Annotated in this window: 24 protein-coding genes and 3 pseudogenes; 9 read left to right on the forward strand and 18 right to left on the reverse strand. The window is 62.5% G+C overall.

Features of this window, described 5'->3' with window-relative positions; all coding sequences use genetic code 11:
• The first annotated feature begins 389 nt into the window (after positions 1-389).
• From QNJ43_RS16015 to prfH, 5 genes are all read left to right on the forward strand, one after another.
• Positions 390-2,615 carry an NADP-dependent isocitrate dehydrogenase gene (locus tag QNJ43_RS16015; protein ID WP_300471616.1) on the forward strand — a complete coding sequence of 742 codons (2,226 nt, stop codon included), beginning with the start codon at positions 390-392 and terminating at the stop codon, positions 2,613-2,615.
• Positions 2,616-3,015: 400 nt separating this feature from the next.
• The gene (locus QNJ43_RS27310; protein ID WP_346433008.1) at positions 3,016-3,681 is read left to right on the forward strand and encodes an RtcB family protein; all 666 of its coding nucleotides are present in this window, start codon (positions 3,016-3,018) and stop codon (positions 3,679-3,681) included.
• A complete protein-coding gene (locus tag QNJ43_RS27315; RefSeq protein ID WP_346433009.1) occupies positions 3,678-3,968 on the forward strand; it encodes an RtcB family protein in 291 nt (96 codons plus the stop codon). The genes QNJ43_RS27310 and QNJ43_RS27315 overlap by 4 nt, the downstream gene beginning before the upstream one ends.
• Before the next feature lie 58 nt (positions 3,969-4,026).
• Positions 4,027-4,224, forward strand: coding sequence for a hypothetical protein (locus QNJ43_RS27320; RefSeq protein ID WP_346433018.1), 198 nt, complete (start codon positions 4,027-4,029; stop codon positions 4,222-4,224).
• Positions 4,221-4,874 (forward strand): peptide chain release factor H, encoded by a 654-nt coding sequence (gene prfH / locus QNJ43_RS16025; protein WP_300471617.1) that lies wholly within the window; start codon positions 4,221-4,223, stop codon positions 4,872-4,874. The genes QNJ43_RS27320 and prfH overlap by 4 nt, the downstream gene beginning before the upstream one ends.
• 267 nt (positions 4,875-5,141) lie before the next feature.
• Here the strand turns inward: prfH and QNJ43_RS16030 are convergent, their stop codons facing one another.
• The 6 genes and pseudogenes from QNJ43_RS16030 to QNJ43_RS16055 all read right to left on the reverse strand — a co-directional run bounded on the left by QNJ43_RS16030 (position 5,142) and on the right by QNJ43_RS16055 (position 7,910).
• Positions 5,142-5,342, reverse strand: coding sequence for a hypothetical protein (locus QNJ43_RS16030; RefSeq protein ID WP_300471618.1), 201 nt, complete (start codon positions 5,340-5,342; stop codon positions 5,142-5,144).
• Between the two features lie 91 nt (positions 5,343-5,433).
• Positions 5,434-5,895, reverse strand: coding sequence for a hypothetical protein (locus tag QNJ43_RS16035; protein ID WP_300471619.1), 462 nt, complete (start codon positions 5,893-5,895; stop codon positions 5,434-5,436).
• 67 nt (positions 5,896-5,962) lie between these two features.
• Positions 5,963-6,187 carry a hypothetical protein gene (locus QNJ43_RS16040; protein ID WP_300471620.1) on the reverse strand — a complete coding sequence of 75 codons (225 nt, stop codon included), beginning with the start codon at positions 6,185-6,187 and terminating at the stop codon, positions 5,963-5,965.
• Positions 6,150-6,674 carry a hypothetical protein gene (locus QNJ43_RS16045; RefSeq protein WP_300471621.1) on the reverse strand — a complete coding sequence of 175 codons (525 nt, stop codon included), beginning with the start codon at positions 6,672-6,674 and terminating at the stop codon, positions 6,150-6,152. The genes QNJ43_RS16040 and QNJ43_RS16045 overlap by 38 nt, the downstream gene beginning before the upstream one ends.
• A gap of 96 nt (positions 6,675-6,770) precedes the next feature.
• A pseudogene (locus QNJ43_RS16050) lies at positions 6,771-7,277 on the reverse strand (DUF6691 family protein); the annotation flags it as partial.
• Positions 7,278-7,298: 21 nt separating this feature from the next.
• Entirely contained in the window at positions 7,299-7,910 is a 612-nt protein-coding gene (locus QNJ43_RS16055) for a YeeE/YedE thiosulfate transporter family protein (protein ID WP_300471622.1), read from the reverse strand.
• A 517-nt stretch (positions 7,911-8,427) separates the two neighbouring features.
• Here QNJ43_RS16055 and QNJ43_RS16060 point away from each other — a divergent pair.
• Positions 8,428-9,644 (forward strand): annotated as a pseudogene (locus QNJ43_RS16060) (NADP-dependent isocitrate dehydrogenase).
• A 398-nt stretch (positions 9,645-10,042) separates the two neighbouring features.
• Here the strand turns inward: QNJ43_RS16060 and QNJ43_RS16065 are convergent.
• The 4 genes from QNJ43_RS16065 to QNJ43_RS16080 all read right to left on the reverse strand — a co-directional run bounded on the left by QNJ43_RS16065 (position 10,043) and on the right by QNJ43_RS16080 (position 12,213).
• On the reverse strand, positions 10,043-10,723 hold the full coding sequence (locus QNJ43_RS16065) for a hypothetical protein (RefSeq protein ID WP_300471623.1): 681 nt from the start codon (positions 10,721-10,723) through the stop codon (positions 10,043-10,045).
• A 23-nt stretch (positions 10,724-10,746) separates the two neighbouring features.
• Complete coding sequence (locus QNJ43_RS16070) at positions 10,747-11,067, reverse strand: hypothetical protein (protein ID WP_300471624.1); 321 nt, start codon at positions 11,065-11,067, stop codon at positions 10,747-10,749.
• On the reverse strand, positions 11,015-11,260 hold the full coding sequence (locus tag QNJ43_RS16075; protein ID WP_300471625.1) for a hypothetical protein: 246 nt from the start codon (positions 11,258-11,260) through the stop codon (positions 11,015-11,017). Before QNJ43_RS16075 ends, QNJ43_RS16070 begins: the two co-directional genes overlap by 53 nt.
• Positions 11,261-11,733: 473 nt before the next feature.
• A complete protein-coding gene (locus QNJ43_RS16080; RefSeq protein WP_300471626.1) occupies positions 11,734-12,213 on the reverse strand; it encodes a TetR/AcrR family transcriptional regulator in 480 nt (159 codons plus the stop codon).
• A 232-nt stretch (positions 12,214-12,445) separates the two neighbouring features.
• On the opposite strand from QNJ43_RS16080, the gene QNJ43_RS16085 reads away from it, so the two are divergent.
• Both QNJ43_RS16085 and QNJ43_RS16090 read left to right on the forward strand, forming a co-directional pair.
• Entirely contained in the window at positions 12,446-13,237 is a 792-nt protein-coding gene (locus QNJ43_RS16085; RefSeq protein WP_300471627.1) for an MFS transporter, read from the forward strand.
• Positions 13,191-13,583, forward strand: coding sequence for a hypothetical protein (locus tag QNJ43_RS16090; protein ID WP_300471628.1), 393 nt, complete (start codon positions 13,191-13,193; stop codon positions 13,581-13,583). Before QNJ43_RS16085 ends, QNJ43_RS16090 begins: the two co-directional genes overlap by 47 nt.
• A 103-nt stretch (positions 13,584-13,686) precedes the next feature.
• On the opposite strand, the gene QNJ43_RS16095 is transcribed toward QNJ43_RS16090, so the two are convergent.
• The 6 genes from QNJ43_RS16095 to QNJ43_RS16120 all read right to left on the reverse strand — a co-directional run bounded on the left by QNJ43_RS16095 (position 13,687) and on the right by QNJ43_RS16120 (position 21,697).
• The gene (locus tag QNJ43_RS16095; RefSeq protein WP_300471629.1) at positions 13,687-13,929 is read right to left on the reverse strand and encodes a glycine zipper domain-containing protein; all 243 of its coding nucleotides are present in this window, start codon (positions 13,927-13,929) and stop codon (positions 13,687-13,689) included.
• Between the two features lie 217 nt (positions 13,930-14,146).
• Positions 14,147-15,085: a cyclic nucleotide-gated ion channel gene (locus tag QNJ43_RS16100; RefSeq protein ID WP_300471630.1), complete on the reverse strand. Its 939-nt coding sequence runs from the start codon at positions 15,083-15,085 to the stop codon at positions 14,147-14,149.
• A 200-nt stretch (positions 15,086-15,285) separates the two neighbouring features.
• Positions 15,286-17,967 (reverse strand): alanine--tRNA ligase, encoded by a 2,682-nt coding sequence (gene alaS / locus QNJ43_RS16105; protein WP_300471631.1) that lies wholly within the window; start codon positions 17,965-17,967, stop codon positions 15,286-15,288.
• A gap of 231 nt (positions 17,968-18,198) precedes the next feature.
• Positions 18,199-19,251, reverse strand: a complete 1,053-nt coding sequence (locus QNJ43_RS16110) for a purine nucleoside permease (RefSeq protein ID WP_300471632.1) — start codon at positions 19,249-19,251, stop codon at positions 18,199-18,201.
• Between the two features lie 809 nt (positions 19,252-20,060).
• On the reverse strand, positions 20,061-21,143 hold the full coding sequence (recA, locus tag QNJ43_RS16115) for a recombinase RecA (RefSeq protein ID WP_300471633.1): 1,083 nt from the start codon (positions 21,141-21,143) through the stop codon (positions 20,061-20,063).
• Positions 21,144-21,505: 362 nt separating this feature from the next.
• A complete protein-coding gene (locus tag QNJ43_RS16120; protein WP_300471634.1) occupies positions 21,506-21,697 on the reverse strand; it encodes a hypothetical protein in 192 nt (63 codons plus the stop codon).
• 78 nt (positions 21,698-21,775) lie between these two features.
• On the opposite strand from QNJ43_RS16120, the pseudogene QNJ43_RS16125 reads away from it, so the two are divergent.
• A pseudogene (locus QNJ43_RS16125) lies at positions 21,776-22,688 on the forward strand (pseudouridine-5'-phosphate glycosidase).
• A gap of 164 nt (positions 22,689-22,852) precedes the next feature.
• Here QNJ43_RS16125 and bcmE read toward each other — a convergent pair.
• The gene (bcmE, locus tag QNJ43_RS16130) at positions 22,853-23,662 is read right to left on the reverse strand and encodes a thiamine pyridinylase (RefSeq protein ID WP_300471697.1); all 810 of its coding nucleotides are present in this window, start codon (positions 23,660-23,662) and stop codon (positions 22,853-22,855) included.
• A 41-nt stretch (positions 23,663-23,703) separates the two neighbouring features.
• Positions 23,704-23,940: a hypothetical protein gene (locus QNJ43_RS16135; protein ID WP_300471635.1), complete on the reverse strand. Its 237-nt coding sequence runs from the start codon at positions 23,938-23,940 to the stop codon at positions 23,704-23,706.
• Positions 23,941-24,317: the final 377 nt, after the last annotated feature.

Raw genomic sequence — 24,317 nt, forward strand, 5'->3', positions numbered from 1 at the left:
TTTCCAACCATATTTACGCTGCCAAAATAGAATTGCAGCGTTATATTTTGTCCAAAAAAAGAAAAATTATTGTCAATATTAAAAGCTGTATTACACATTTATATGTATTTTTACGTGTAGAGCGCAGCATATGGTTGGCTGCCGATCGCCTGGAGACCATGGCAAGTATTGCACCGCACTCCGCCAGTGAATAAAACAGCGTCGATTCAATTTCGGCCGCCGCCATCCCCTTGGTAGCGGAGCGGCCGGGGCGGTCGGGAGGTCCGCGCGAGAACGACCGTCAATTGCCGACACATTTTCAGGTCACCGTGAGCGGTAAGCTCCACCCGCGTCCCCACCCACGATCCCGACCCGACACCTTCAATCCAAGCGTCAGGAACAGACACGACATGGCCGCACGCCCCGACATCATCTACACCAAGGTCGACGAAGCCCCGCAGCTTGCGAGCGGCTCCCTGTTGCCGATCATCCGCGCCTTCACCGGTCAGGCAGGTGTCACTGTCGGAACGAAGGACATCTCGCTGGCCGCGCGCATTCTCGCAGCCTTCCCCGAGTACCTGAGCGACGAGCAGAAGCAGTCCGATGATCTGGCGGAACTGGGCAAGCTGGTGAAGGAGCCGGATGCCAACGTCATCAAGCTTCCCAACATCTCCGCGCCCGTCTCGCAGCTGAACGCCTGCGTGAAGGAACTGAACGCGCAGGGCTTCAAGATCCCCGCCTACCCGGACGATCCCAAGACGGACGAGGAAAAGGCGATCCGCGCCAAGTTCGACGCGGTCAAGGGCTCGGCCGTGAACCCGGTACTGCGCGAGGGCAATTCCGATCGCCGCGCGCCGAACGCCGTCAAGAAATACGCCAAGAAGCACCCGCACTCGATGGGCGCCTGGAAGACCTCCTCGAAAACCCACGTCGCCACGATGGGCCATGACGATTTCTTCTCCAACGAGAAGTCGGTGACGGTCGCCGCCGCATCCGCCGGCAAGGCTAAGATCGAGTTCGTCGCCAAGGACGGCGGGGTCACCGTGCTGAAGAGCGACTTCGCGCTCGACGAGGGCGAAGTCATCGACGGCACCTTCATGTCGGCCAAGGCGCTGTCAAAGTTCCTCAAGGAACAGATCAAGGACGCCAAGGAACAGGGCGTGCTGTTCTCCGTCCACCTCAAGGCCACGATGATGAAGGTCTCCGACCCGATCCTCTTCGGCCATGTGGTCAAGGCGTTCCTGGAGCCGGTTTTCGCCAAGCACGGTGAGACGCTGAAGGAAATCGGCGTCGATCCCGATTACGGCCTGGCCGATCTCTACGCCAAGGTCGCCACCCTGCCCAACGACGTGCAGGCGAAGATCGAGGTCGACATCGCCGCCGCGCTCGAAGCCGGGCCGGACATGTACATGGTGAACTCCGACAAGGCCATCACCAACCTGCACGTTTCCTCCGACGTGATCGTCGACGCCTCCATGCCCGCGCTGATCCGCGCAGGCGGCAAGGGCTGGGGCCCGGACGGCGAGAAGCACGACACCAAGTGCGTGATCCCCGACAGCTCGTATGCCGGTGTCTACCAGGCGGTGATCGACTACTGCCGCGAGAACGGCGCGCTCGACCCGGCCAAGATGGGCACGGTGCCGAATGTCGGCCTGACGGCGCAGAAGGCCGAGGAATACGGCTCCCACCCGCAGACCTTCAAGGCACCCGGCAACGGCACGGTGCGTGTGGTGGATGCCGCCAGCAACGTGCTGATGGAGCACGCGGTTGAGGAAGGCAACATCTGGCGCATGTGCCGGACCAAGGACGCCCCGATCCGCGACTGGGTGAAGCTCGGCGTCACGCGGGCCCGCCTGTCCGGCATGCCCGGCATCTTCTGGCTCGACAAGAAGCGGGCCCACGATGCCGAACTCATCAAGAAGATCGATCAGTACCTGCCCGAGCACGACATTGACGGGCTGAACCTGAAGATCATGGCGCCGGAAGCGGCCGCCCGCCTGTCGGTAGAACGCATCGCCAAGGGCGAGGACACGATCTCCATCACCGGCAACGTGCTGCGCGACTACCTGACCGACCTGTTCCCGATCCTGGAAGTCGGCACCTCGGCCAAGATGCTCTCCATCGTGCCGCTGATGGCCGGCGGCGGGCTGTTTGAGACGGGTGCGGGCGGTTCCGCCCCCAAGCACGTACAGCAGCTCATCGAGGAAGGTCACCTGCGCTGGGATTCGCTGGGCGAGTTCTGCGCTCTCGGCGCTTCGCTGGAACATCTGGCCAACAAGAACGGCAACGAGAAAGTGCAGGTTCTGGCCGATGCGCTGGATGCGGCGATCGGCAAGCTGCTCGACGAGGACAAGTCCCCGCGCCGCAAGGTCGGCGAACTCGACAATCGCGGCAGCCACTTCTTCCTGGCGAAATTCTGGGCCGAAGCCTTGGCCGCACAGGACAAGGACGCGGAGCTGAAGGCGCATTTCGCGCCCATCGCCAAGGTGCTCTCCGATAACGAGACGAAGATCCTGGAAGAACTGACAGCCGCGCAGGGCGCGCCGGTGGATCTCGGCGGCTACTACCACGCGCCCGAGGCCAAGGTCACCGCCGCCATGCGCCCGAGCGCAACGCTGAACGGCATCTTCGGCTGATCAGGGTTTAGATCATCCGACAAGAATGAAGAAGGGGCGGCCGCGGAGGCTGCCCCTTTTTGTTGTTGTGGTGTCTCTCCAAGGCAGGCCAGAAACGGGCACGCCTCCTCCTGACTGTCATTCCCGTTGCACGCGGGCAACACCCCGCCGTCTCATGACCTGATGGACAAGACAGGGGGTTGCGATCGGCCGCGCAAAAGCGCATCTGAATGGCCCGCCGAAAGCCGGCAATCGCTTTTACTTTGAATACGGGACGCCGCCGCAAATGCACATCGCGAGCCGCTTGCCCACGAGGGCAGCCCCCCTGCGCTAGAGACCGCGTTAGCGGCCCGGCCGGGATATGCGGGACAGGGCACAAGCCCCTCGTACCGACCTCTCCCCGTGTTCAAAGGTATCCCACATGGGCAATCCTTTTGCGGACGACTCTCCGGGCTTCTCCGGCGAGGCGTCCATCCATGCATTCTATTCCGACGCATCCTGGATCGAAGGCGCGGCGGTCGATCAGTTGCGGCAGGTTTCGCGGCTGGAAGGCGTTCAACGGATCGTGGCATTTCCCGATCTTCATCCCGGCAAGTACGGCCCGGTCGGCAGCGCAATCCTGGCGAGACAGCTCTATCCGCACCTGATTGGCAACGACATCGACTGCGGCATGTCGCTCTTCGTGCTCGACATCCCCGCCCGAAAGCTGCGGCTCGACAAGATCGCGGAGAAGTTGAAGGAGCTTGAAGGCGGCTGGGACGGTGACGCTCCGGCCCGTCTTGCAGAAACCGGCCTGCCGCGCGACCTCTTCCTCGAGGCGCTCGGCACAATCGGCGGCGGCAAACACTTCTGCGAGCTGCAGGGCGTGGCAAGCATCACCGAGCCCGAAGCCCTGGCGGCCGCGGACCTCACGCGCGACAGCACGTTGCTGCTCGTTCACTCCGGCTCCCGGTCGCTCGGGATCTCCGTCTTCGACACGATCCGCGATGTGGCCGACGGTCTTGACGGCAGCTGCGAGCGCTCGACGGCATATCTCAGGGCGCATGACGATGCGCGGTCGCTTGGGCGGCGCTCAACCGTGAGGTGATCGCCGAGCGGGCGGCCGAGGCATTGCGTGCCAAGTGTCGTCTGATCGCGAACGTGCCGCACAACCTGATCGAGGTACAGGCGGGCGCCTTCCTCCATCGAAATGGCGCGGCCAAGGCCGACATAGCGCTCGTTCCGATCGCCGGCTCGCGCGATACGCCGAGTTTCCTCGTGAAGCCGACGGCTAATCGCGAGGAGGCGCTTTCCTCGCTCGCGCATAGAGCGGGTCGCAAATACAACCGCAGCTCCATGACGGGGCCGTATCGGTCAGACACGATCGGAGCGTGACAGGCTCGCCCGCAATGCCTCGGGCAGTCTAGTTATCTGCGACGACCGCGCCCTGCTGATCGAAGAGGCTCCGGCCGCTTACAAGAACCCGGTCCATGTGATCGAGGATATTGAGCGGCACGGTCTCGTCACCACGATTGCGACGTTGAAGCCGCTCGTGACCTTCAAGAAATCCGCGTCCCGAGATGAGCGGGAGGTCGAGCAGCGCCCGGCCCGATCAAAGCGGATGCACGAAAAAGGAAGGGCGCGGCGATGAACGATCGACAAAGACTGCGCCTTCTCGTGACGAGCGGCGACGGCCCGCGCGAGTGCCGCCTGGCGGTGACGCTCGTGGTTCGCCGAATGGAACGCGAGGTGACCGAAATGGGGCTGCGGATCTCCGTTGCCCTGCCGAACGACATGCGGATGGAGGACGGATCTGCAAAGGACGTCGCCTCCGCGCTGGTCACCATTGACGGTGAGCACACGGCCACCCTTGCGGATCGCTGGCGGAGAACGGTGCGCTGGGCCGCGCCGAACCCCTTCCGCCCCCACCACAAGCGCCAGAACTGGTTCGTCGGCGTCTTCGCGGTGGAAACGGGAGAGGGCCCGCTTGGCCGGATCGACCGGAACGATCTCAGGTTCGAGATGTTCCGCGCCGGGATCCCCTGCGGGCAGCACCGGAACACCACCGACAGTGCTGTCCGTCTGACGCATCTGCCGAGCGGCGTTTCGGTGATCGCAAAGAACGAACGCTCCCAGCACCGCAACAAGCAGGTGGCGCTGGACCACCTGGCCGCTCGCCTCTTCTTCGCACAGCAGGCGGAGGAGGCGCAGCGGAAAACGGCGGAAAACCGGCTCCACAAGCGAGTGGAACGCGGTAATCCGGTGCGTTGCTTCAAGGGACCGGACTTCCGTGAGACGTGAGCCCGCCGACAAGAAAGGGAGCGGCCGCCTTGGCCGCTCCCCCCTACTATAGGGTGGATCGACGGCGGCAGTGGGACGATCGAACTCTCCGCCGTCATCCCCCGGCTTCGTCCGGGGTATCCATCGCTCTCCGCATATGCTGCAACCCACTGGATTGCCCGGACAAAGCCGGGCAATGAGGGTGGTAGGAATTGTCGAGAAACGTGAAAACACCAAAGATTGCCGGTGGCCGAGGCCCGCCGGGCTCTCAGACCCGCACCTTCCACCTCAAACGCCCAGCGCCGCCTCGATGGCCGCGATCTGGGCGCGGATGTCCACGCGCGCCTCGCTGGTATTCTGCAACCGGCGATCTTCGAGCACTTCCGCATCCGGATGGGTTGCGGCCCAGTCCTGAAGCACGCGGTCACGCTGGACCAAAAGTTCCTCGAACTGCGGGCGATAGAGCACACCACCATGGCGTTCAGCCACTCGTTCAGCGCCCAGTTGGGATGGGCCAGCTCGATGTGGAAGTGATCCAGCAGGAAGATCGCATCGTTGGCCCGATAGAGCGTCTCGTTGGTCACCCAGCGGTTCGTGGTGAAGATGCGCAAGGTCCGTCCCACCCCGTCGACGCTGATCGCGCCGATATGGACGAAGCGGTCGTCCTCCGCCTCCGGCACGAAGGCTCTGGAGAGCTTCCACGGCTCAAGGCCGGGCATGCAACGGGCCGGGCGCCGAACAGATGGAAATGGCCGTTCTCGCCCTCCATCATCTCGCCCAGCGTGTGGGAATGATAGAAATACTGGCTCGCCTCATCCTGCACGTCGCCGCGCGGATAGCGCTTCCAGATCAGGAAATCGCCCTGATTGCGCAGCACTTCCGCCACCACGCTGGTGCCGGATTTGGCAAGCGCACGCTCGCAGGTGAGCACGGTGGAAGCCGCATCGTGCATCGCTTCCAGACGATCCCGTGCAAGGTCGGAGAAATCCGGCACGGCGACACCCGCATCGCCGGTCTGAATGCCCGCTTCCGCAAATCCCATGACGTCACCTCCTCGCGATAGGGTACGAGACCAGAACCTTCCGACCCCGTACAATTGTTCCCGCCACTCAGAGCGGCGGCAGGCCGAGCTGTTCGTGCACCGCAGCTTCGCGGCTGGTCCTCATCCCGACGGTCCAGCCCTCCTGAACCGCGATCTCAGCGGGAACGCCCGAGGCCGCACGATAGAGCGCCCACATGGCGCCAACCCGGTTGGAGAACTCGCAGTGAACGAAGAGTGGATAGTTGCCCGTATCCTCAAGGAGCCCGGCGAGATCCTTGATCTGCTCTGGCATCGGCGCCTTGGATCGGCACCGGTACGTTAATGTAGGTCATGCCGGCGGCCTCAACGAGCGCCTTTTCCGCGGTTGCACCTTCCTCGGCCGTGTTGAGGTTGATGATGGTCTTGAACCCGAGACCGGAAAGAATGCTCATGCCCGCCGGGTTGATCACGCCGCCGGTGCCGATATAGGGCGTGGCGCGCAGGTAGTTCTCGACGATCCCCGGCATCTTGTCGCCGTAGGCCGCCTGGGTGGCCTTGGTGGTCGTGTCATAGGGAGCAGATGGCAAGGCCACCGCATCGGCAGGCTTTGCAGGCGCGGCTGCGGCCGGAGCGCACGGATTGACGGGCTTGGCCACCACCGAGGCGCACGGGTTCAGCAGAACAGGCGCGCAAGGGTTCTTCGGCTGGGCGATGGCAGCGGGCCCCGCCGCCCCCACCACCACGGCCGCGACGGGCACAAGCGCAGCGGTCAGCAGGCTGGTACAGATTTTCTTCATCATAACAAGTCGTTCCTTCCTCTTGAAATCAGATCTTTGGAAACAGGCCTTTGCGTTCAGGCTTCTACGGCCTGTCCTTGTCGTTGGGTGGGGTGCGGATCATCCTCCGCAGGCGTGCAGACTTGTTCGGCCGTGAAAGGCCCGCCGCGCGCGCTCCAGCTTTCTGCCGAGCACGAAACCAAGGGCGGCCACGACCACAAGCACGGCCAGGATCAGCCATTCCGGCAGGTCGGTGAGATCCGTCAGGCGCTGGGCATCGGGGCCCTTGGCAGCGAGATAGAACCCGGTCAGCGGCCCGAAAACGGTGGCGAAAACGATCGTTCCGGCAACCATCCCGGCGAAGAACACCAGCGCATCGATACGGCCGGAGCCGAGACCGACGAGCGAGGTGCCCGGGCAATAGCCGCCGAGCGCGAAGCCCGCGCCGATCAGCACGCCGCCGGCCACCATCGCCCAGAAGAACAGCGTCGGGATATAGACGGCGTTGTTGCCGACGACGCCCGTCAGCCGCAGCAGGTAGAGCCCGATGGCCGCAACGAGGACGGCGGTGAACATCACCTTGAAGACGGCGAAGTCCTTCAGCGTGAACTGGCCGGTCAGCTTACGCGGAGAGCCGAACCCGGCCGCCTACAGTGCAAAGCCGAACAGAATGCCCGACAGAAGGCCGCTGGCGACGCCTGAATCATAAAACGGAATGCTCATTGCCAGACCCTCCGCATGGCCATGGAGACGACGAAACCGGCGATGAAGAACCCGGCCAGAAACACGAACCCGGCCACCGCCAGCGTCACCCCACCGGACAGGCTGAGCCCCGAGGTGCAGCCGCGCACCGAAACCGGTCAGCGCACCGCCGATGAAGGCATAGACAAAGCGCTGGGTGCGGGTGACCTGCGGCCCGCGTTCAGTCTGAACCGAGATACGCCCGGCCGAGCGCGCGCCGAGATAGGCGCCGATCAGCACACCGATCGATTCCCAGGTGATCCACGCAACCAGCGGGCTGCCGGCCTGCACGAACGACCCGAAATAGGCGTTGGCGGCGGTCGCCTGCGGTACGGCCCAGTCGCTGACCTTCGCCGCAAAGCGGGTGACAAACCCGGATGCGCCGAGGCCGTGACCGAAAATCAGAAAAGTGACGAGCAAGGCAAGCCCCAGCGCGATACCGACGGCCAGAACGGCCGCGGCCCAGCCGACCTTGTTCCCAAAGAACGTGAACGTGCGGTTATCCGCCTTTCCCTCCAAGTTACATATTAATATTAGTATGTAATGATGTAATAAAGTTGAGATGGGGTATCAATCGAGTTCGTAGGCAGGCGGGGAGGAATAAAGCGGGCGGACATAGAGGGCAGATCTCTCGCGGTGGACCGCCCCCTACCAGATCCGACAAGAAGAGCGAGCGTCCCGCCCGCGGCTGTCATCCCCGCGCAGGCGGGGATCCAGCATTCCAGAGGCGTGTGCGGCTCGGGTGCCTCAAGGCTGATCCTGTGGTTACTGGATCCCCGCCTGCGCGGGGATGACAATCGTGCACAAGGCAACGGATCGCTCAAAGGGGCATCTCGCCCCTCCTTCCCTCATCCTGCGCCGAAACGCGGCACGGCTTGCGCTATTTCCCGCACTTTCGCTACGTCATGCGGCTCTGCTATAGTGGCATGGGAGAAACGCTCGCGTTCGGAGCGAATAATCGTATACAACAGCACACGATTTAACAGGACGGCGCGTCAACTGCCGTTTCCACCGACCAAGCGAGGACTGCAAAGCCATGGCGAAGATCAAGGTTGAGAACCCTGTCGTTGGACTCGACGGGGACGAGATGACGCGCATCATTTGGTAGTTCATCAAGGACAAGCTGATCCATCCCTATCTGGATATCGACCTGGAATATTACGATCTCTCCGTTCAGGAGCGCGATCGCACGGATGATCAGATCACCGTGGATGCGGCCAACGCCATCAAGAAGCACGGGGTCGGCGTCAAATGTGCCACCATCACGCCGGACGAGGCGCGGGTGGAGGAATTCGACCTGAAGAAGATGTGGCGCTCGCCCAACGGCACGATCCGCAACATTCTGGGCGGCGTGATCTTCCGCGAACCGATCATCTGCAAGAACGTGCCCCGCCTGGTACCGGGTTGGACGCAACCCATCATCGTCGGTCGTCACGCCTTCGGCGATCAGTACCGTGCCACCGATTTCCGGTTCCCCGGCAAGGGCAAGCTGACGATCAAGTTCGTTGGCGAGGATGGCGAGACCATCGAGCACGAGGTCTACGATGCACCTAGCGCGGGCGTTGCGGTTGCCATGTACAACCTCGACGAGTCCATCCGCGACTTCGCCTACGCCTCGTTCAACTACGCGCTCCAGCGCCGGGTGCCGTGTTATCTCTCCATCAAGAACACAATCATGGAAGCCTATGCCGGGCGCTTCAAGGATCTGTTCCAGGAAATCTACGAGGCCGAATTCAATCACAAGTTCGCCGAAGCGGGCATCTGGTACGAGCACCGCCTGATCGACGATATGGTGGCGTCCGCGCTGAAATGGTCGGGCGGCTATGTCTGGGCCTACAAGAACTACGACGGCGACGTGCAGTCCGACATCGTGGCGCAAGGCTTCGGTTCGCTGGGGCTGATGACCTCGGTGCTGATGAGCCCGGACGGCAAGACGGTGGAAGCGGAAGTCGCCCACGGCACCGTGACCCGCCATTACCGCCAGCACCAGAAGGGCGAGGCCACCTCGACCAACTCGATCGCCTCGATCTTCGCCTGGACCCGCGGCCTTGCCCACCGCGCCAAGCTCGACGGCAACGACCAGCTCCCGCTTCGCCGCCACGCTGGAGCGCGTGTGCATCGACACGGTGGAGGCCGGTTAACATGACTAAGGACCTGGCGCTCCTCGTCGGCCCCGAGCAGGGCTGGCTGTCGACCACTGGCTTCCTCGACAAGATCGACGAGAACCTCGCCAAGGCGATGAAAGAGCAGTAGGGCCAGCGACGGGCCGAGGACGCATTTGCGGGTCGGCGGTTGTCGATCCGCGGGCGAATGGAGAGGGCCCGTTTCCTGAAGTGAGGGGAGACGGGAACCTACCGTGGACGCAGCACGCCGCACGGCTCTTCGCATCCCCCCGCACTCTCCTCCGTCATCCCCGGCTTGACCGGGGATCCATTGACGGTGCGACTTTCCGCCGATCTCACTCCGGCGCGCCCGTCGGCGCGCTTCTTCGGCCCCAATCCTCCGCAGCACCTCTCGGGCCGAAGACACGCGCGTGCCGCGCGCCGGAGCAAACAGCACGCCGAACGGACAGGGCAATGGATCCCCGGTCAAGCCGGGGATGACGGAGGAGAGAATGCGGGTCAAACAACAGGCTGCGATCCGCCGCTTGCCTACGCTCCCTTGATCGAGGCCAGCACAGCAGTGACCTGATCCACCTTGACCCGTGCCTCGTTCAGCCCGTCGCCGGAATAGTAGCTCATCCTTTTTTGGGGCCGTTCATCACCGGGAACGACGCCCATTCCTTCGCGAGGTTGTTGCCGAATTCCTCCGCCGACATCTTGGAACTCAGAAAGTCCTCCAACCCGCGCTGGTCCAGCAGCGTTTTCGCCATGTCGTCCTGTGTGGCGGCGTCGAACGCTTCCGTTCCCGAAAGCCCCATCTGCTCCTTCAGCCCGGTCAGTGTCTTCTGGATGATCTGGTATTTGCTCGACGGGCTGCCGGACTGCACATAGGTCTTCTGCCAAGCAAGCACCTGATCCGACGCTCATCGCCGTCAGTTCGGGATCGTTCTGATTACCCGCATGGGCGTAGTAGGCATTGTAGTTGTTGTTGGATTCCGCCTTGCCGATGAGATCGTAAAGCGGTTTCAGATTGCCGGGCGTGCTCATCGGGTGCGCCTGCGGCTTCGTCGTCACCGACGAGGTTTCCGCATTGACCGGCTGCACCGCGAAGGTGCCGCCCGCCTCCTCCACGATCTCATAGGCCACGCCGGGATAGAGTATCTCGTTGACGCCCTTGATCTGTTCCGCCTTTTCGCGGGTCGGAATCCCCTTAACCTTTTCCGCGCACATGGCGCCCTCCCCCTCTCAACGATTTACGGAATGGAGAAATGATCGATCGCCCGCTGCAGGACAGTGGAATCCGTGTTGCCGCTCAGGATGTAGCCGTAGAACGTCTCAGCCTCGCCGAGATCGACCTTCTCGTCCGTGAACCATTGCCGCATTTCAGTCACCCGCTTTGTCTGGATTTCCGGGTTGGCGACATGCAGCCAGTTGAGGATCCGTTCGGCCAGCGGCGTGGGGTTGTACTGCACCGTGTGCAGGGTCTGCTTGTCGAAATAGGTCTGCGCCGCTGACAGGCGTTCAGCCGCCGCGTCCGACGTCGTCTTCAGCCCGCCCTGGGAGCGTGCCGGCATAGGCGTAGTCGTTGAGCTGTGAGAGCGCCAGCGACAGCAGATAGGCTGCGTCCGGCTTGCTGAGCCCCTGCCAGATCTGCGCCGCGATCTTCTTGCGTTCCGCCCGCATCTGGGTGGTCAGGATATCGAGCGTCTTTTCGATGAGAACATCCTTGCGGTAGGCCTTCTCGCCGCCCTTCAGCGCCGTATCCACCCCCGCCAGGACCGATTTCGTCTGCGCTCCGCCGAAAAGCGAGACCGTTCCTGTCAGCGCGATGGAAATTTAGCCCCGCGCATCCCGACAGGGCCGACGCACACACAAAAAGACACAGAACGTGCCGCAATCTGACCAAATAAGCCGCCCTGCCCCTCCACAGGCACTGACAGCCCCATGCGGACGGGAATAAATTGATTGGTCAAAAATCATCTAACCTAGGGTAAAATACTATTCCAAATACCCCTTGTACATATTCATTAATGATTTTTTAACAATTAAGACATCAATCAAAGAAAGCATATAAATGAATATTTGAATGAAGAACGAGAGCATCCGTCTCGCCCTAACCGCGCAAGACGAAACGGCAGATACCTTTGCTCATCTCGTCCAATTCTCCGGCCCCGCTCATTGCCGATCACATAAAAACCGGGAGCGCTCCCGCTCCTGATACATTCTCCTGACCAGTACGCTCACGCACTGGCCCTGAACGAAACCAGCGCCGAGCGCGCCGAGTGACGAAAGACTTCCCGCGCCGAACCGTAGGTCGCCAGAGCAACCGCCCCCTCCACCAACAGCATCATAGAAAAAGCCCCGAACACAGGATCCGGATGGCCGTGCCGCTTCAGGAAATCCGCAAACACCGCACTCACCCGCGTCTTGTGCTGTCGGCTGACGGTGTGCAGCTCCTCCCACCCGGCGAATTCAACCATCGATGTCTGGAAAAGGCAACCGCGCGCGCCGTGCTCATCCGCCCAGTTTTCCAGAAACTCGAAAACGGCCACGATCCCGTCCCGCAGACCTCCCGACACCTCAAGCCTTTCCTCAAGACACCGTTCGAACCGCTCCGCCCGCTCCTCCAGAACCTCGATCGCCAGACCGTCCCGCCCATCGAAATAACGGTAGAAGGTCCCTCGGGAGACGCCCGATTTTGCGAGAATCTGATCGACCAAAGAATTCAAGAAACTGTTTCATAAAAAACCTCGTCACCGGACGAGATGGTTTTCGCACGTGAACTCGTCATGATCCAGGAACTCCGACCCGAGGGTCGCAGACGTGACTTGTCTTTCAAAGAGTTTTATAATTCACGGAATTATGATTATACACTGATGTATTTTTTATAAATTAAGTCTGCGCAAGAGCCGCTACGCAGGTCACAGCGCCCTCGGTCTTGCGGTCGTCGGATTGGGGTTCGGGATCGCGCGTTACGGCTACGGCCTCTTCCTGCCGCAAGCGCGGGTGAGCTTCGATTTCACGCCCGTCATTCAAGGAGCCATCGCCAGCGGCTCTTATGCGACATACCTCGCAGCGACCATGCTCGCCGCCTTCCTCTCCCATCGCAGAGGCCCGAAAATACCGGTTCTGCTCGGGCTCGGCTGTGTGCTTTCGGGAACTCTTCTGGTCGGCCTCAGCCGGTCCACATGGATCTTCGCCCTCGGCATCATTCTGGCGGGCGGAAGTCCGGGCTTAATCTTTCCGGCTCTGTCGGATTGGTCGATCATGATCGGCGGCGGTCTGCGCGACCGCATGTTCGCGATCATGAACTTGGGAACGGGGGCGGGCGTCATTCTCGCCTCCCCCTTCGCCCTTGCGGCCAATGTCGATGACTGGCAGCAGGCCTGGCTGATGTTCGCCGCGCTCATCCTGTTTTTCACGGTGCTGTGCGCCCGTTTCGTCCCCGCGCGCACGGTGAACGGACGCGGCTTCATCGGCTTCCGCCGCGACCTCGGCACCGCAGAAGCCTACAAGCTTGCGGGTGCCCGGGTCGCTGCCGCTTTACGCCTGCTTGCTCATCGCCGGGCTCGTTACCGCGATCTACTGGACCTATGCGGTGTCCCTGGTGTCGACCTACACGGCGTTTACCGGGCTCGTTTCATGTCCGGAAATTCTGCTGTGGCTGATCACCGGGATTGCGGACTTTGCCGGCGCCATGGCGGGAGACGAGATCATCCGTCTCGGCCTGCCCATTGCTCATAAGGCGACCACGCTCGCCATCGCGCTCGTCCTCACCACCGTGACGGTGGACAATGCGGCCTATCGGTCGTGCTGTTGTCCGCGGTGCTGTTCGGCGCCTCGTTCATCTTCATCACGGATTCTGTCCGTGTGGACCATGCGCGTCTTCCGCCACGCACCTTCCATCGGCATCGGCTACACGTTTCTGATCTTCACGCTGGGCGCGATGCTCGGCCCCTTTTTCGGCTTTCGGCGGCATTCTCATCGAAGTCTCCGGCTACGACCCGATGTTCCTGCTGTTCGCAGCCCTCACCTTCATCCCGGTCCTCGTTCCGGCAAGATGGCTTTACCGGCATGCCTCTCCCGATAAGGAGAAAGCAGGGTGCAAACATGAAAAAGGCGGACCGAAGCCCGCCTCCCCGATTGAGGAAACCGTTACCCGCTTACGGGCACGCAACCCGGTAGGGGTTGCCCTAGGCGTCACGCGCCCAACAGTTCTTCGGAGTGGTTGCAGAGCCGATCATCGCACCGGCGGCACCGCCGGCAACCGCGCCCACGGCTGCGCCGCCGCCGGTTCCCGTTGTTGCCACGCCGATGACCGCGCCGGTCGCGGCCCCAAGGCCCGCGCCTCCAAGCGCGCGATCGGACTGGCTGTAGGTCTGGCAGCCAGCGAGCATCAGAGCCGCGGCGCCGGCGATCAGCAATTTCGTATACATGAGTTTAACCCTCCGTACGTCGATAGGTCGGCCGGGCCGTTGAGATCGGCGGGCTGGCTTTTCGAGCACCGGAACCTTTCGATCCGCATGCGCCGATTGGTTACGTGCGACTAACGCATCGAACGCCAATCGGTTCCTTGCCGCAGGGAAATACGCAATCCCGGCCATATTGCGGCTGGGGCACCGGCTCGCGACGACGCGAGCCCGGACACTAACGTTATGTCCGGTCGCCGTCGTCCGTATCCGACCCGACGTCGGCTTCCGCAAGTTCCTTACGTGCCATGTCACCGGCCTGCGTTTCCGCCAGGCGTTCCCGCGCCGCCTCCCGAACCCACCGGGCAATGGCCGTATTGCGCCGCATCAACCTGTGCAGATCGTCCCCATCGAGCACCAGAAGCCGGCAGCGCGAGGTCGCCATGACCGTAGCGGAGCGTTGCGTGCGGTGGAGCACGGCCATCTCGCCGAGGAAATTGCCCTCGCACATGGTGATGGTCCGATCGTTCAGGCTGATTTCGACCGTACCGGAGGCGATGAAGAACATGCTCGTTCCCGCATCACCTTCCCGCGCGATAAACTCGCCCGCTTCCGCCGTCTGCGAATGAAGAAGACCCGTCACCTCCGCGATATCGGCGGCGTTCAGATCTTCAAACAGCGGCACGCGGGCCACCATGCCCCAGGTGATGACGAATTCGCGGCTGTGGATCTCGCGCGCAAAGGCGGTCGCGACCACGCCGATGGGCAGCACCAGCAATCCGTATCCCATCAGCATGACGATGCCGCCCACCACCTTGCCCGCCGCGGTGACCGGCACCACGTCGCCGTAGCCCACCGTGGTGAAGGTGGCGATCGCCCACCAGATCGAGACCGGGATCGAGCCGAAGGCTTCCGGCTGAACGTCGCCCTCGATCAGATGCAAGGCGCTGGCCGCCAGCAGAACGATGCCGCAGATGATGACGAAGCTCGCCACCAGCGCGCGCCACTCGGACACGAGTGCGGAGGCCAGCGAGCGAAGTGCGGGAGAATAGCGGGCAAGCTTGAGAAACCGCAGAAGCCGGAACACCACGAAGGCGCGCAGGTCACCGCCAACAAGCGGCAGCCAGAAAGGTAGCACGGCCAGCAGATCGATCACCGCGAAGGGCTGCATGGCATAGCGCAACCGCGCCCTTTTCCAGGAGCTCGTAGACACGGTGCTTCAAGGGAACGCGCATGATCCCAGCCTCTCCTCCAGATCATCGGCCGCGCACGGGCAGCTCGCCGCCCAAAACTGCGACATCGGCTCGACACACGAGCCGCGAAGCCCTCCTCCCGAGGACCCGCACAGGCGGCACGAAGAAACCGCGCCACCCGGCAGAAACGTCAGTCGACAGCCTTCAGCGCTGCCTCGATCGCATCGAGTGCGGCTTCGGCCTTGGTGCCGTCCGGACCGCCCGCCTGAGCCATGTCCGGCCGTCCGCCGCCACCCTTGCCGCCGAGCGCGGCAGAGCCTGCGCGCACCAGATCGGCCGCATTGTAGCGATCCGTCAAATCCTTGGTCACACCGACAACCAGACCGGCCTTGCCGTCCTCGCTCACCCCGGCGATCGCAACGATGCCGGAGCCGAGCGACGTCTTGGCCTCGTCGACCAGACCCTTGAGATCCTTCGGCGAGATACCTTCGACAGCCCGCGCCATCAGCTTGACGGATCCGACCTCGCGCACGACCGCATCGGCCGATGCGCCGCCGCCACCGCCGAGCACCAGCTTTTTGCGGACCTCCGCCAGTTCCTTCTCCAGCTTGCGGCGCTCATCCATCAGGCTCGTGACGCGCTGGGAAACCTCGTTCTGGGAAACCCTGAGGATTCCCGCCACCTCGCGCAGGCGCTGGTCCTGCTCTTCCAGGTGACGACGCGCGGCCTCGCCGGTAAACGCCTCGATACGGCGCACGCCCGCCGCAACCGCGCTCTCATGCACCAGATTGACCAGACCGATATCGCCGGTGCGCCGCACATGGGTGCCGCCGCACAGCTCCAACGAATAGGTCTTGCCACCCTTCTCGCCGTCCTGCGCGGTGCCCATCGAAACCACGCGCACCTCGTCGCCGTATTTTTCGCCAAACAGCGCCATCGCGCCGGATTCGATGGCGTCATCGACGGCCATCAGGCGCGTCTCCACCGGCGCGTTCTGCAAGATGATCGCGTTGGCGATATCCTCCACGCGGGTGATCTCGTCCGGATCCATCGGCTTGGGATGCGAGAAGTCGAAGCGCAGACGGTCGGGAGAGACTATCGAGCCCTTCTGCGCCACATGGGTGCCCAGCACCTCGCGCAGCGCCTCGTGCAGCAGGTGGGTGGCGGAGTGATTGGAACAGATCGCCGTGCGACGCGCGGAATCGACCACCAGATAGACAGGATCGTCCACCCGGAGAGAACCCTCTTCGACGGTTACCATGTGCACGAACACACCGTCCGCCTTCTTCTGCGTATAGGTGACCCGCGCCTTCAGCGCCGAATTGGCGCCGCTTGCGATGACGCGCCCCGTATCGCCGACCTGACCGCCGGATTCGCCGTAGAACGGCGTCTGGTTGACGATCATCGCGCCGCTTTCGCCCCCCGACAGCTCACGCACTTCCTCGCCGTTGCGCACGAGCCCGGTGACCACGCCTTCCGAGCGCTCCGTCTCGTAGCCGAGGAACTCGGTCGCGCCGAGCCGCTCCTTGAGCGCGAACCACACGCTTTCGGTGGCCGCCTCGCCGGCCCCGGCCCAGGCCGCACGGGCTTCCTTCTTCTGACGCTCCATCGCGTCGTTGAAGCCGGAGAGATCGACGCCGACGCCGCGCGGGCGCAGCGCATCCTGGGTCAGATCGACTGGGAAGCCGTAGGTGTCGTAGAGCTTGAAGGCCGTCTCGCCGTCGAGCGTGTCGCCTTTCTCCAGCCCGACCGCCGCTTTGTCGAGCAGCGACAGACCACGCGTCAGCGTGCAGCCGAAGCGCTTTTCTTCCAGCTCGATCGTCTCGCTGATCAGGCTCTCGGCGCGCTGCAGTTCCGGATAGGCGCGGCCCATCTCGGTCAGAAGCGCGGGCACGAGCTTGTAGATTACGGGACCTTCGGTACCCAGCAGGCGCGCGTGGCGCATGGCCCGGCGCATGATCCGGCGCAGGACATAACCGCGACCTTCATTGGACGGCAGCACGCCATCGGCAATGAGGAAGGAGGTTGCGCGCAGGTGATCGGCAATGACCCGGTGCGAATTGCACTGCTCACCTTCCGCCTTGGCGCCCATAACGGACTCGGAGGCCGCGATCAGCGACTTGAAGAGATCGATGTCGTAGTTGTCGTGCACGCTCTGCAACACCGCGGCGATGCGCTCAAGGCCCATGCCGGTGTCGATGGAGGGATGCGGCAGGTCCACACGCTCTTCCTTCGTCCTCTGCTCGTACTGCATGAAGACGAGGTTCCAGATCTCGATGAACCGGTCGCCGTCCTCTTCCGGCGAGCCCGGAGGGCCGCCCCAGATGTGATCGCCGTGGTCAAAGAAGGTTTCCGAGCACGGGCCGCACGGGCCGGTATCACCCATGGTCCAGAAGTTGTCCGAAGTCGGGATGCGGATGATCTTGTCTTCCGAAAGACCGGCGATCTTCTTCCACAGATCGAAGGCCTGATCGTCCTCGGAATAGACGGTGACCAGCAGCTTGTCCTTGGGCAGACCGAACTCTTCGGTAATCAGCTTCCAGGCAAGCTCGATGGCGACGTCCTTGAAATAGTCGCCGAAGGAGAAGTTGCCGAGCATCTCGAAGAAGGTGTGATGGCGCGCGGTGTAGCCCACATTGTCGAGATCGTTGTGCTTGCCGCCGGCGCGCACGCATTTCTGCACCGTGGTGGTGCGGGTGTAATCGCGCTTTTCCAGACCGGTGAACACGTTCTTGAACTGGTTCATGCCCGCGTTGGCGAACATCAGCGTGGGATCGTTGCGCGGCACCAGCGGGCCGGAGGAGACGATCTCATGGCCGTTACGGCGAAAGAAGTCCAGGAACGTCGATCGGATTTCGTTGACGCCGCTCATCAGAGGTTCGACCTCGTTATTTCGTGTTTCGGATCCCGCCATGCATTTTTGCATCGGTCCCGCAGGTCCCGACGGCCGATTTATTCGCGCGCCGTCACGGACCCATCATGTATTTCTATCGCGCGGGTTTTAAAGCCTTCGCAAGGCAAAGGGAAGCGGTGTGCGCGCACCGATTGCCGGATCAGCACTCGTATACGACAGGTTCACCGCCTCTTGAACCTTTTCAAGGCCTTACTTTGCCGGGATTCCGCCCGCCCACGCATCCCAGTCGCCAATCACCGCATCCGAAAATGCCTTGCCAACCCGGTAGGCATTGGTGAGCGCAGGCCCGAAGCCGCCGGAATTGGCATTGATCGAATCCTGTGGCACCTGGCCCGGATAAGGCTGATCGAAATTGGAGGCGGTGCGCAGGATCGCGACGCGGTCCATATCGACCCGGCCGAACTTCGCCCCGCGGGCGAGCGCCGTCAGCGTCGCGTTGCCCTCCTGCTGGGTCGTGCAATAATCCGCCGCCCCGTTGGTCAGGAGCTTCGCCCAGTCGTTCATCGCGGCGCTGAGCTTCACCCCGTGCCGCCACTGGTCGGCGGAAACCGTGTCGCAGATACCGACCGTGGACGCCGCCTTGGCCGCCTCTTCCGGATAATTCTGCCGGTAGGCCTTGGCCCCGTCGCTATCGGCGAGTTCGACATCCTTCGACAGCTCGAACGCCCGTCCCGTCAGCGCCTCGTTGAGATGATAGACCTCGGTGCCGTATTGCGAGCCGGGCTTCTCCCCTTGCGCCTTGGCAAACATGCCGAACTGGCCGGACGTCCACTCATCGAGCACCTTGCGATCATCGATGCGCCATTGCAGACCACCGTCCACCGCATAGCGCGCCCACATGGCCGAGCCCAGCGTCCCGTTCTGCGGGTCGATCCCGGCAATACCCGCGATCAGGATGTAGGTCTTCGACAGATCGACCTCGTCCGACAGCACGAGTACGGAGACGGAGCTTGCCGCATTGGCGTAGCCCACCGAGGTGGTGATCAGGCACAGGCCCTTGTCGTTGCAGGACAGATCGGGAAAGGCTTCCGAAAGACCGTCGATGGCGGTCTTGTGCTCGAGCGCTTCCTTTTCCAGCCAGTTGCCGACCTCGTGCTTGAACATGGTGATGACCAGCACCTTGGGCGCCACGGGCGCGGCCTCGGCAACGCCGGGGACGCCGCCACCGATCAGGGCGAGCGCAAGAGTTAAGAGGGATGAGATGCATCGCGGGATCCTTCGATAGTCGACCTTTTCGTGCATACGTCCCCCGCCGCGACGCCCGCAAGATGAAACATCGCGCAGAGGCGTTGATACTCAACGGAAATTCTGAGGGGACATTGGGGATGGGCGCGGGAGGAATGGAGTTGAGCGGCGTGGCGCGGAGAGGCGGATGGTTATGTGTCGCGGACAGCGCGCATACTTGCGTCATTGCCCCGCACTCTCTTCCGTCATCCCCGGCTTGACCGGGAATCCATTGACGGCGCGACTTTCCGCTGACCTCTCCCCGACGTGCCCTGCGGCGCGTGTCTTCGGCCCCAATCCTCCTGCGCGACGTCCGGGCCGAAGACGCGCGCGTGCCGCGCGCCGGAGCAAACGACGCACCGAGCGGACAGAGCAATGGACCCCCGGTCAAGCCGGGGATGACGGAGGAGAGAACGGGGCAAGAGCGCACACATGGATCGCGGGTGCGTTTGCGCGAGGCAGGATGCACTCACGCGGACAGAGTTCTCACTGTTCGGCGTGCAGTTCCCCCACCGAACCTGCCCCAACACGCCTTTTTCCGTCGTCATTGCCCGGCTTCGTCCGGGCACTCCAGCGGACAGCGGCATATGCGGAACGTGATGGATCCCCCGGACAAAGCCGGGGGATGACGATGGTGAGGGCCGTGATGACAGCCGCGCTCCCCTCCCCGACTCCAAGCTCCAAGTTCCAAGTTCCAAGTTCCAAGTTCCCGAAGAGGGATGCCAAATCCAATGGAATCCCGAAACGAAAACGGCCGCGCTCTGAGGCGCGGCCGCATAAATTATCAAGTCCGAGGATCCGAAGCCTCCGGATCGCTCGTCGACAAATCAATCGTCGACGGATCCGCTCGAGCCGTCCTCGCCGCCTTCCGGATCGGTGATCTTGTCGGAGATCAGACCGGCGCTCTGGCGGATGGCCAGTTCGATTTCGTTGGTGACTTCCGGATTTTCGCGCAGGAAGTTCTTGGTGTTCTCGCGACCCTGGCCGAGGCGCTGGCTGTTGTAGGAGAACCAGGCTCCCGACTTCTCGACCACACCGCCCTTGACGCCGAGATCGATCAGCTCGCCCATCTTGGACACACCTTCGCCATACATGATGTCGAATTCGATCTGCTTGAACGGCGGGGCCAGCTTGTTTTTGACGACCTTGACCTTGGTCTGGTTGCCGATAATTTCGTCGCGATCCTTGATCGATCCGATGCGGCGAATGTCGAGGCGCACGGACGAATAGAACTTCAGCGCGTTACCACCCGTCGTCGTCTCCGGCGAACCGAACATGACGCCGATCTTCATGCGGATCTGGTTGATGAAGATCACCATCGTCTTCGACTTGGAGATCGAGGCGGTGAGCTTGCGGAGCGCCTGGCTCATCAGACGGGCCTGCATGCCCGGCAGGCTATCGCCCATCTCGCCCTCAAGCTCGGCGCGCGGCGTCAGAGCGGCGACCGAGTCGACCACCAGAACGTCGATCGCGCCGGAGCGCACCAGCGTGTCGGTAATCTCTAGCGCCTGCTCGCCCGCATCGGGCTGCGAGATCAGCATGTCGTCGATAGAAACGCCAAGCTTGCGCGCATAGACCGGGTCGAGCGCATGCTCGGCATCGATGAAGGCGCAAATGCCGCCCTTCTTCTGCGCTTCGGCAATCGTGTGCAGCGCCAGGGTAGTCTTGCCCGAGGATTCCGGTCCGTAGATCTCGATGATGCGCCCGCGCGGCAATCCGCCGATCCCAAGCGCGATATCGAGACCGATCGAACCGGTGGAGATCGCCTCCACCTCCACGACCTGACCCTCGCCAAGCCGCATGATCGATCCCTTGCCGAAGGCGCGCTCGATCTGCGCCAGTGCTGCGTCCAGTGCTTTGGTCTTATCCATTCCCGTGCCCTCGACGAGGCGAAGTGAGGCCTGTGACATCGTTGGCTCCTTATTTCACTCCCGTCAGGCGGTTTCAAACGGCAATCGTGTACATGGTTTGTTCCTTATATTTATCCCCATGTCAAGCAACTGAAAAAGCGGTTTAATAATCAATACGTTCCTCATACGTTCTCAATATCTTCGCAAATCGCGCCAGAGAGCTTCCGTCACGACGCCTTCGGGAATCGCCCGGGGCCGGGATTCTGTCCGGCGGGGCTCTCCTCAATGATCTTTTCCGACGAAGAGGGAGAACGGAGGGAAACATCGTCGCAGCCTTGCGCGAAAGCGACCTCTTTCAGACCAGCAATTTCTGCCGGTGCGGCGGTATGTATTATGGCGCAGCGCAGCATGGGCTGTCACAGTCATGCGGCCATTCCCGCCCGCCCCGTGGACGAGACAAGCCCCGATGCCGCCTTGAGCAGCGCCCCCTTGCCGACCAACCGCAGGGCTCGACCTGGAACAGGCCGTTGACGAAGACGGCCGGGCAGCGACGGCTTGCGGCGATGCAACCGCCCGCCGCCGCGCCCGGACGACTGGTATTGACCGCCCTCCACCTGCGCCTCGACGCTGCCGAGGCCGTGAGAACCGACGGACAGGAGACAGACCGCTAGAAACAACCGGGGAACAAGCCCGTGAACGAATATTTCGTCCCCTCGCTGGAAATCGCCGAGGCCCGCGCTGCGAGCGAACCGCTTGTCGCGCTGGAATCAGCCATCATCACGCACGGCATGCCCTGGCCGAAAAACGTGGAAACGGCGCTCGCGGTAGAGGCCGTTATTCGCGAGGAAGAGGCAGTTCCCACTACCATTGCCGTTCTCGGCGGCACACTACGGGTCGGGCTCGACAAGGACGAGCTGCGCCCTCTGGCGCAAGCCAAGGACATCATGAAGCTCTCGCGTGCCGATCTGGCTTATGTGATCGCCATGGGGCGCACGGGCTCCACCACCGTCGCGGCCACCATGATGCTGGCCCATGCGATCGGCATCTCCATCTTCGCAACGGCCGGGATCGGCGGCGCCCATCGCGGCGCGCACATCAGTTTCGACGTGTCCGCCGATCTTTCTGGAACTGGCCCGCACGCCCGTCTGCGTGGTCTCGGCAGGCCCCCAAGGCCCTGCTCGACCTGCCCAAGACGCTGAAGGTTCTGGAAACCCAGGACGTGCCGGTGATCGGATACGGCACGAACGAACTGCCCGCCTTCTGGACGCGGCGGTCCGGCTTAGAAACGCCCTACCGGCTCGACACGCCGGAGGAGATCGCCCGGCTTTACGCCACCCGCGTCCGCTTTGGCAGTCACGGTGGCATGCTGATCGCCAATCCGGTCCCGGAAGAGGCCGAAATTCCTGCCGAGCAGATGGAGGTTACATCGACGAGGCGGTGCACCTGGCCGAGGCGGAGGACATCCACGGCAAGGACGTCACGCCCTACGTCCTCTCCAAGATCCTGGAGCTGAGCGATGGGCGCAGTCTGGATGCCAATATCGCGCTGATGCTGAACAACGCCCGCATCGCGGTCGCGCGCTGCGCGAGCGGGTTTCAGGTCTAGGCCGGGCGACTTCGGATCGCTGAAAAGACCAGCGACGCCCCATACGAAAAGGCGCCGCAACCGGACCGGTGCGGCGCCTTTGTCATGCGTTGTGCTTCCTCAGTCGTTCTTGCCCGCAGGCACCGGGGTGGAGGAAGTGGCGGCGGCGGCCGGGGCGAGCTGGGTTATGCTTGCCGGAGCCGGACAGGCATTACAGCCGCAGACAGATCCGCTCTGAGCCGCCGGAGAGGCGTTGGTCCACTGGCCGTTCCAGTCGCCATGATCCTGACAGGTGGCGGTGCAGATCGGCGGGGTGGCGGCGTCGCGTCGTAATCGCAGCCGCACTGGTAGTTCTCGCGCACATACGTCTTGAGGATGCCCTTCATGCTGTTGAGCCAGCTCCGCGCATCGCCGTCGAGCGCAAACATCAGCGGATTGGCGTTGGCCACCATGTCGAACATGTCCTGATAGAGCGGGAACTGTTGCGACAGCTCCTGAAACACGCTGGTGCGGGTCGCCATCAGATATTGCGGGACGAGCTCGGTCGCAGCCGCCCCGATACTGTCGACCACCACGTCCTTGGACGCCATCAGGTTGGCGAGCTTCACCGCCAGGGCGCGCGTGCCGCGACTGTTGGTCGTGGTGTTGACGGCAATCACGTCGGCATAGAAGAGCGGTTGCTGACTGCCGTCACCGAACGGCATCACCTTGAAGGCGATATTGGCGCGCGTCGCATCTCTCATCTGGCTCATCGATTCCGTATAGCCGATCGTCGCGCGGCCATAGCCGTCCGAGAACCAGATGCCCTGCTGATAGGAATTGGCGTTGGAGATCGTGGCGCTCCAGTAGCTCGCGGTCGCCAGAACGGTGCGCTGCTCGGTGATCGCAGCCTGTTTCAGGTTCTGCTCGTTGGGCAAGGGCAACGGATAGGCCCCAGTCAGCGCATGCGAGATATCGAGATAGATCGCCGCGTTGGTGGTGTCGGCCGGACATATCCGTCATCAGACCGCGCCGGTCGGGCGGAATCTGGCTGGTATTAGGTGCACTGACTGAGTGTGTTCGACACGTCGTTGAAGGCCGTCGCATTGGCCAGCGACGGATCATTCTTCTGATAGAACAGCACGTTGGAACAGCCTAGCAACGAAATGGCGTAGTACTTGCCGTTCCGCTGAACGCCGTCACGCGCGTATCCCAGCAGATCGCTCGGATCGGAGGTCTCGCTTGCGGCGATTTCCTCCACAGTGTTCCCATCCAGAAAATCCTGGAAGAACATCGCACCGAAACACGTCCGCACTCGCGGGCGGATCCATGTCGTAACCGCCGCCCCACTCGGACGAGGTGAGGAAGTTGAGCTGAACGTTCGGCTCCCCCTGCGTCCAAGCCTGCCGGATCGCATCCTCGAACTGCGCCAGCCGCGGCACCCACGGATAGAGCCCGACGGTCAGCGACGATCGCGCTGCAGCAGGCAGGACGATAAAGAGGGCAAAGAAGAAAACAGCCACGACGGCAACACGCCGCCTTGCGCCATTGAAAGAGGATAACCGGTAATTTCTTGGCATACCCAATCTAATAACATGTTAATTTAAATTTTATTCGGCTAACAAGGAAATACTGAAAACTGAACATAATGTATTACGATTACCGCACCGT

Source organism: Breoghania sp. (assembly GCF_030066895.1).
Classification (GTDB): domain Bacteria; phylum Pseudomonadota; class Alphaproteobacteria; order Rhizobiales; family Stappiaceae; genus Breoghania.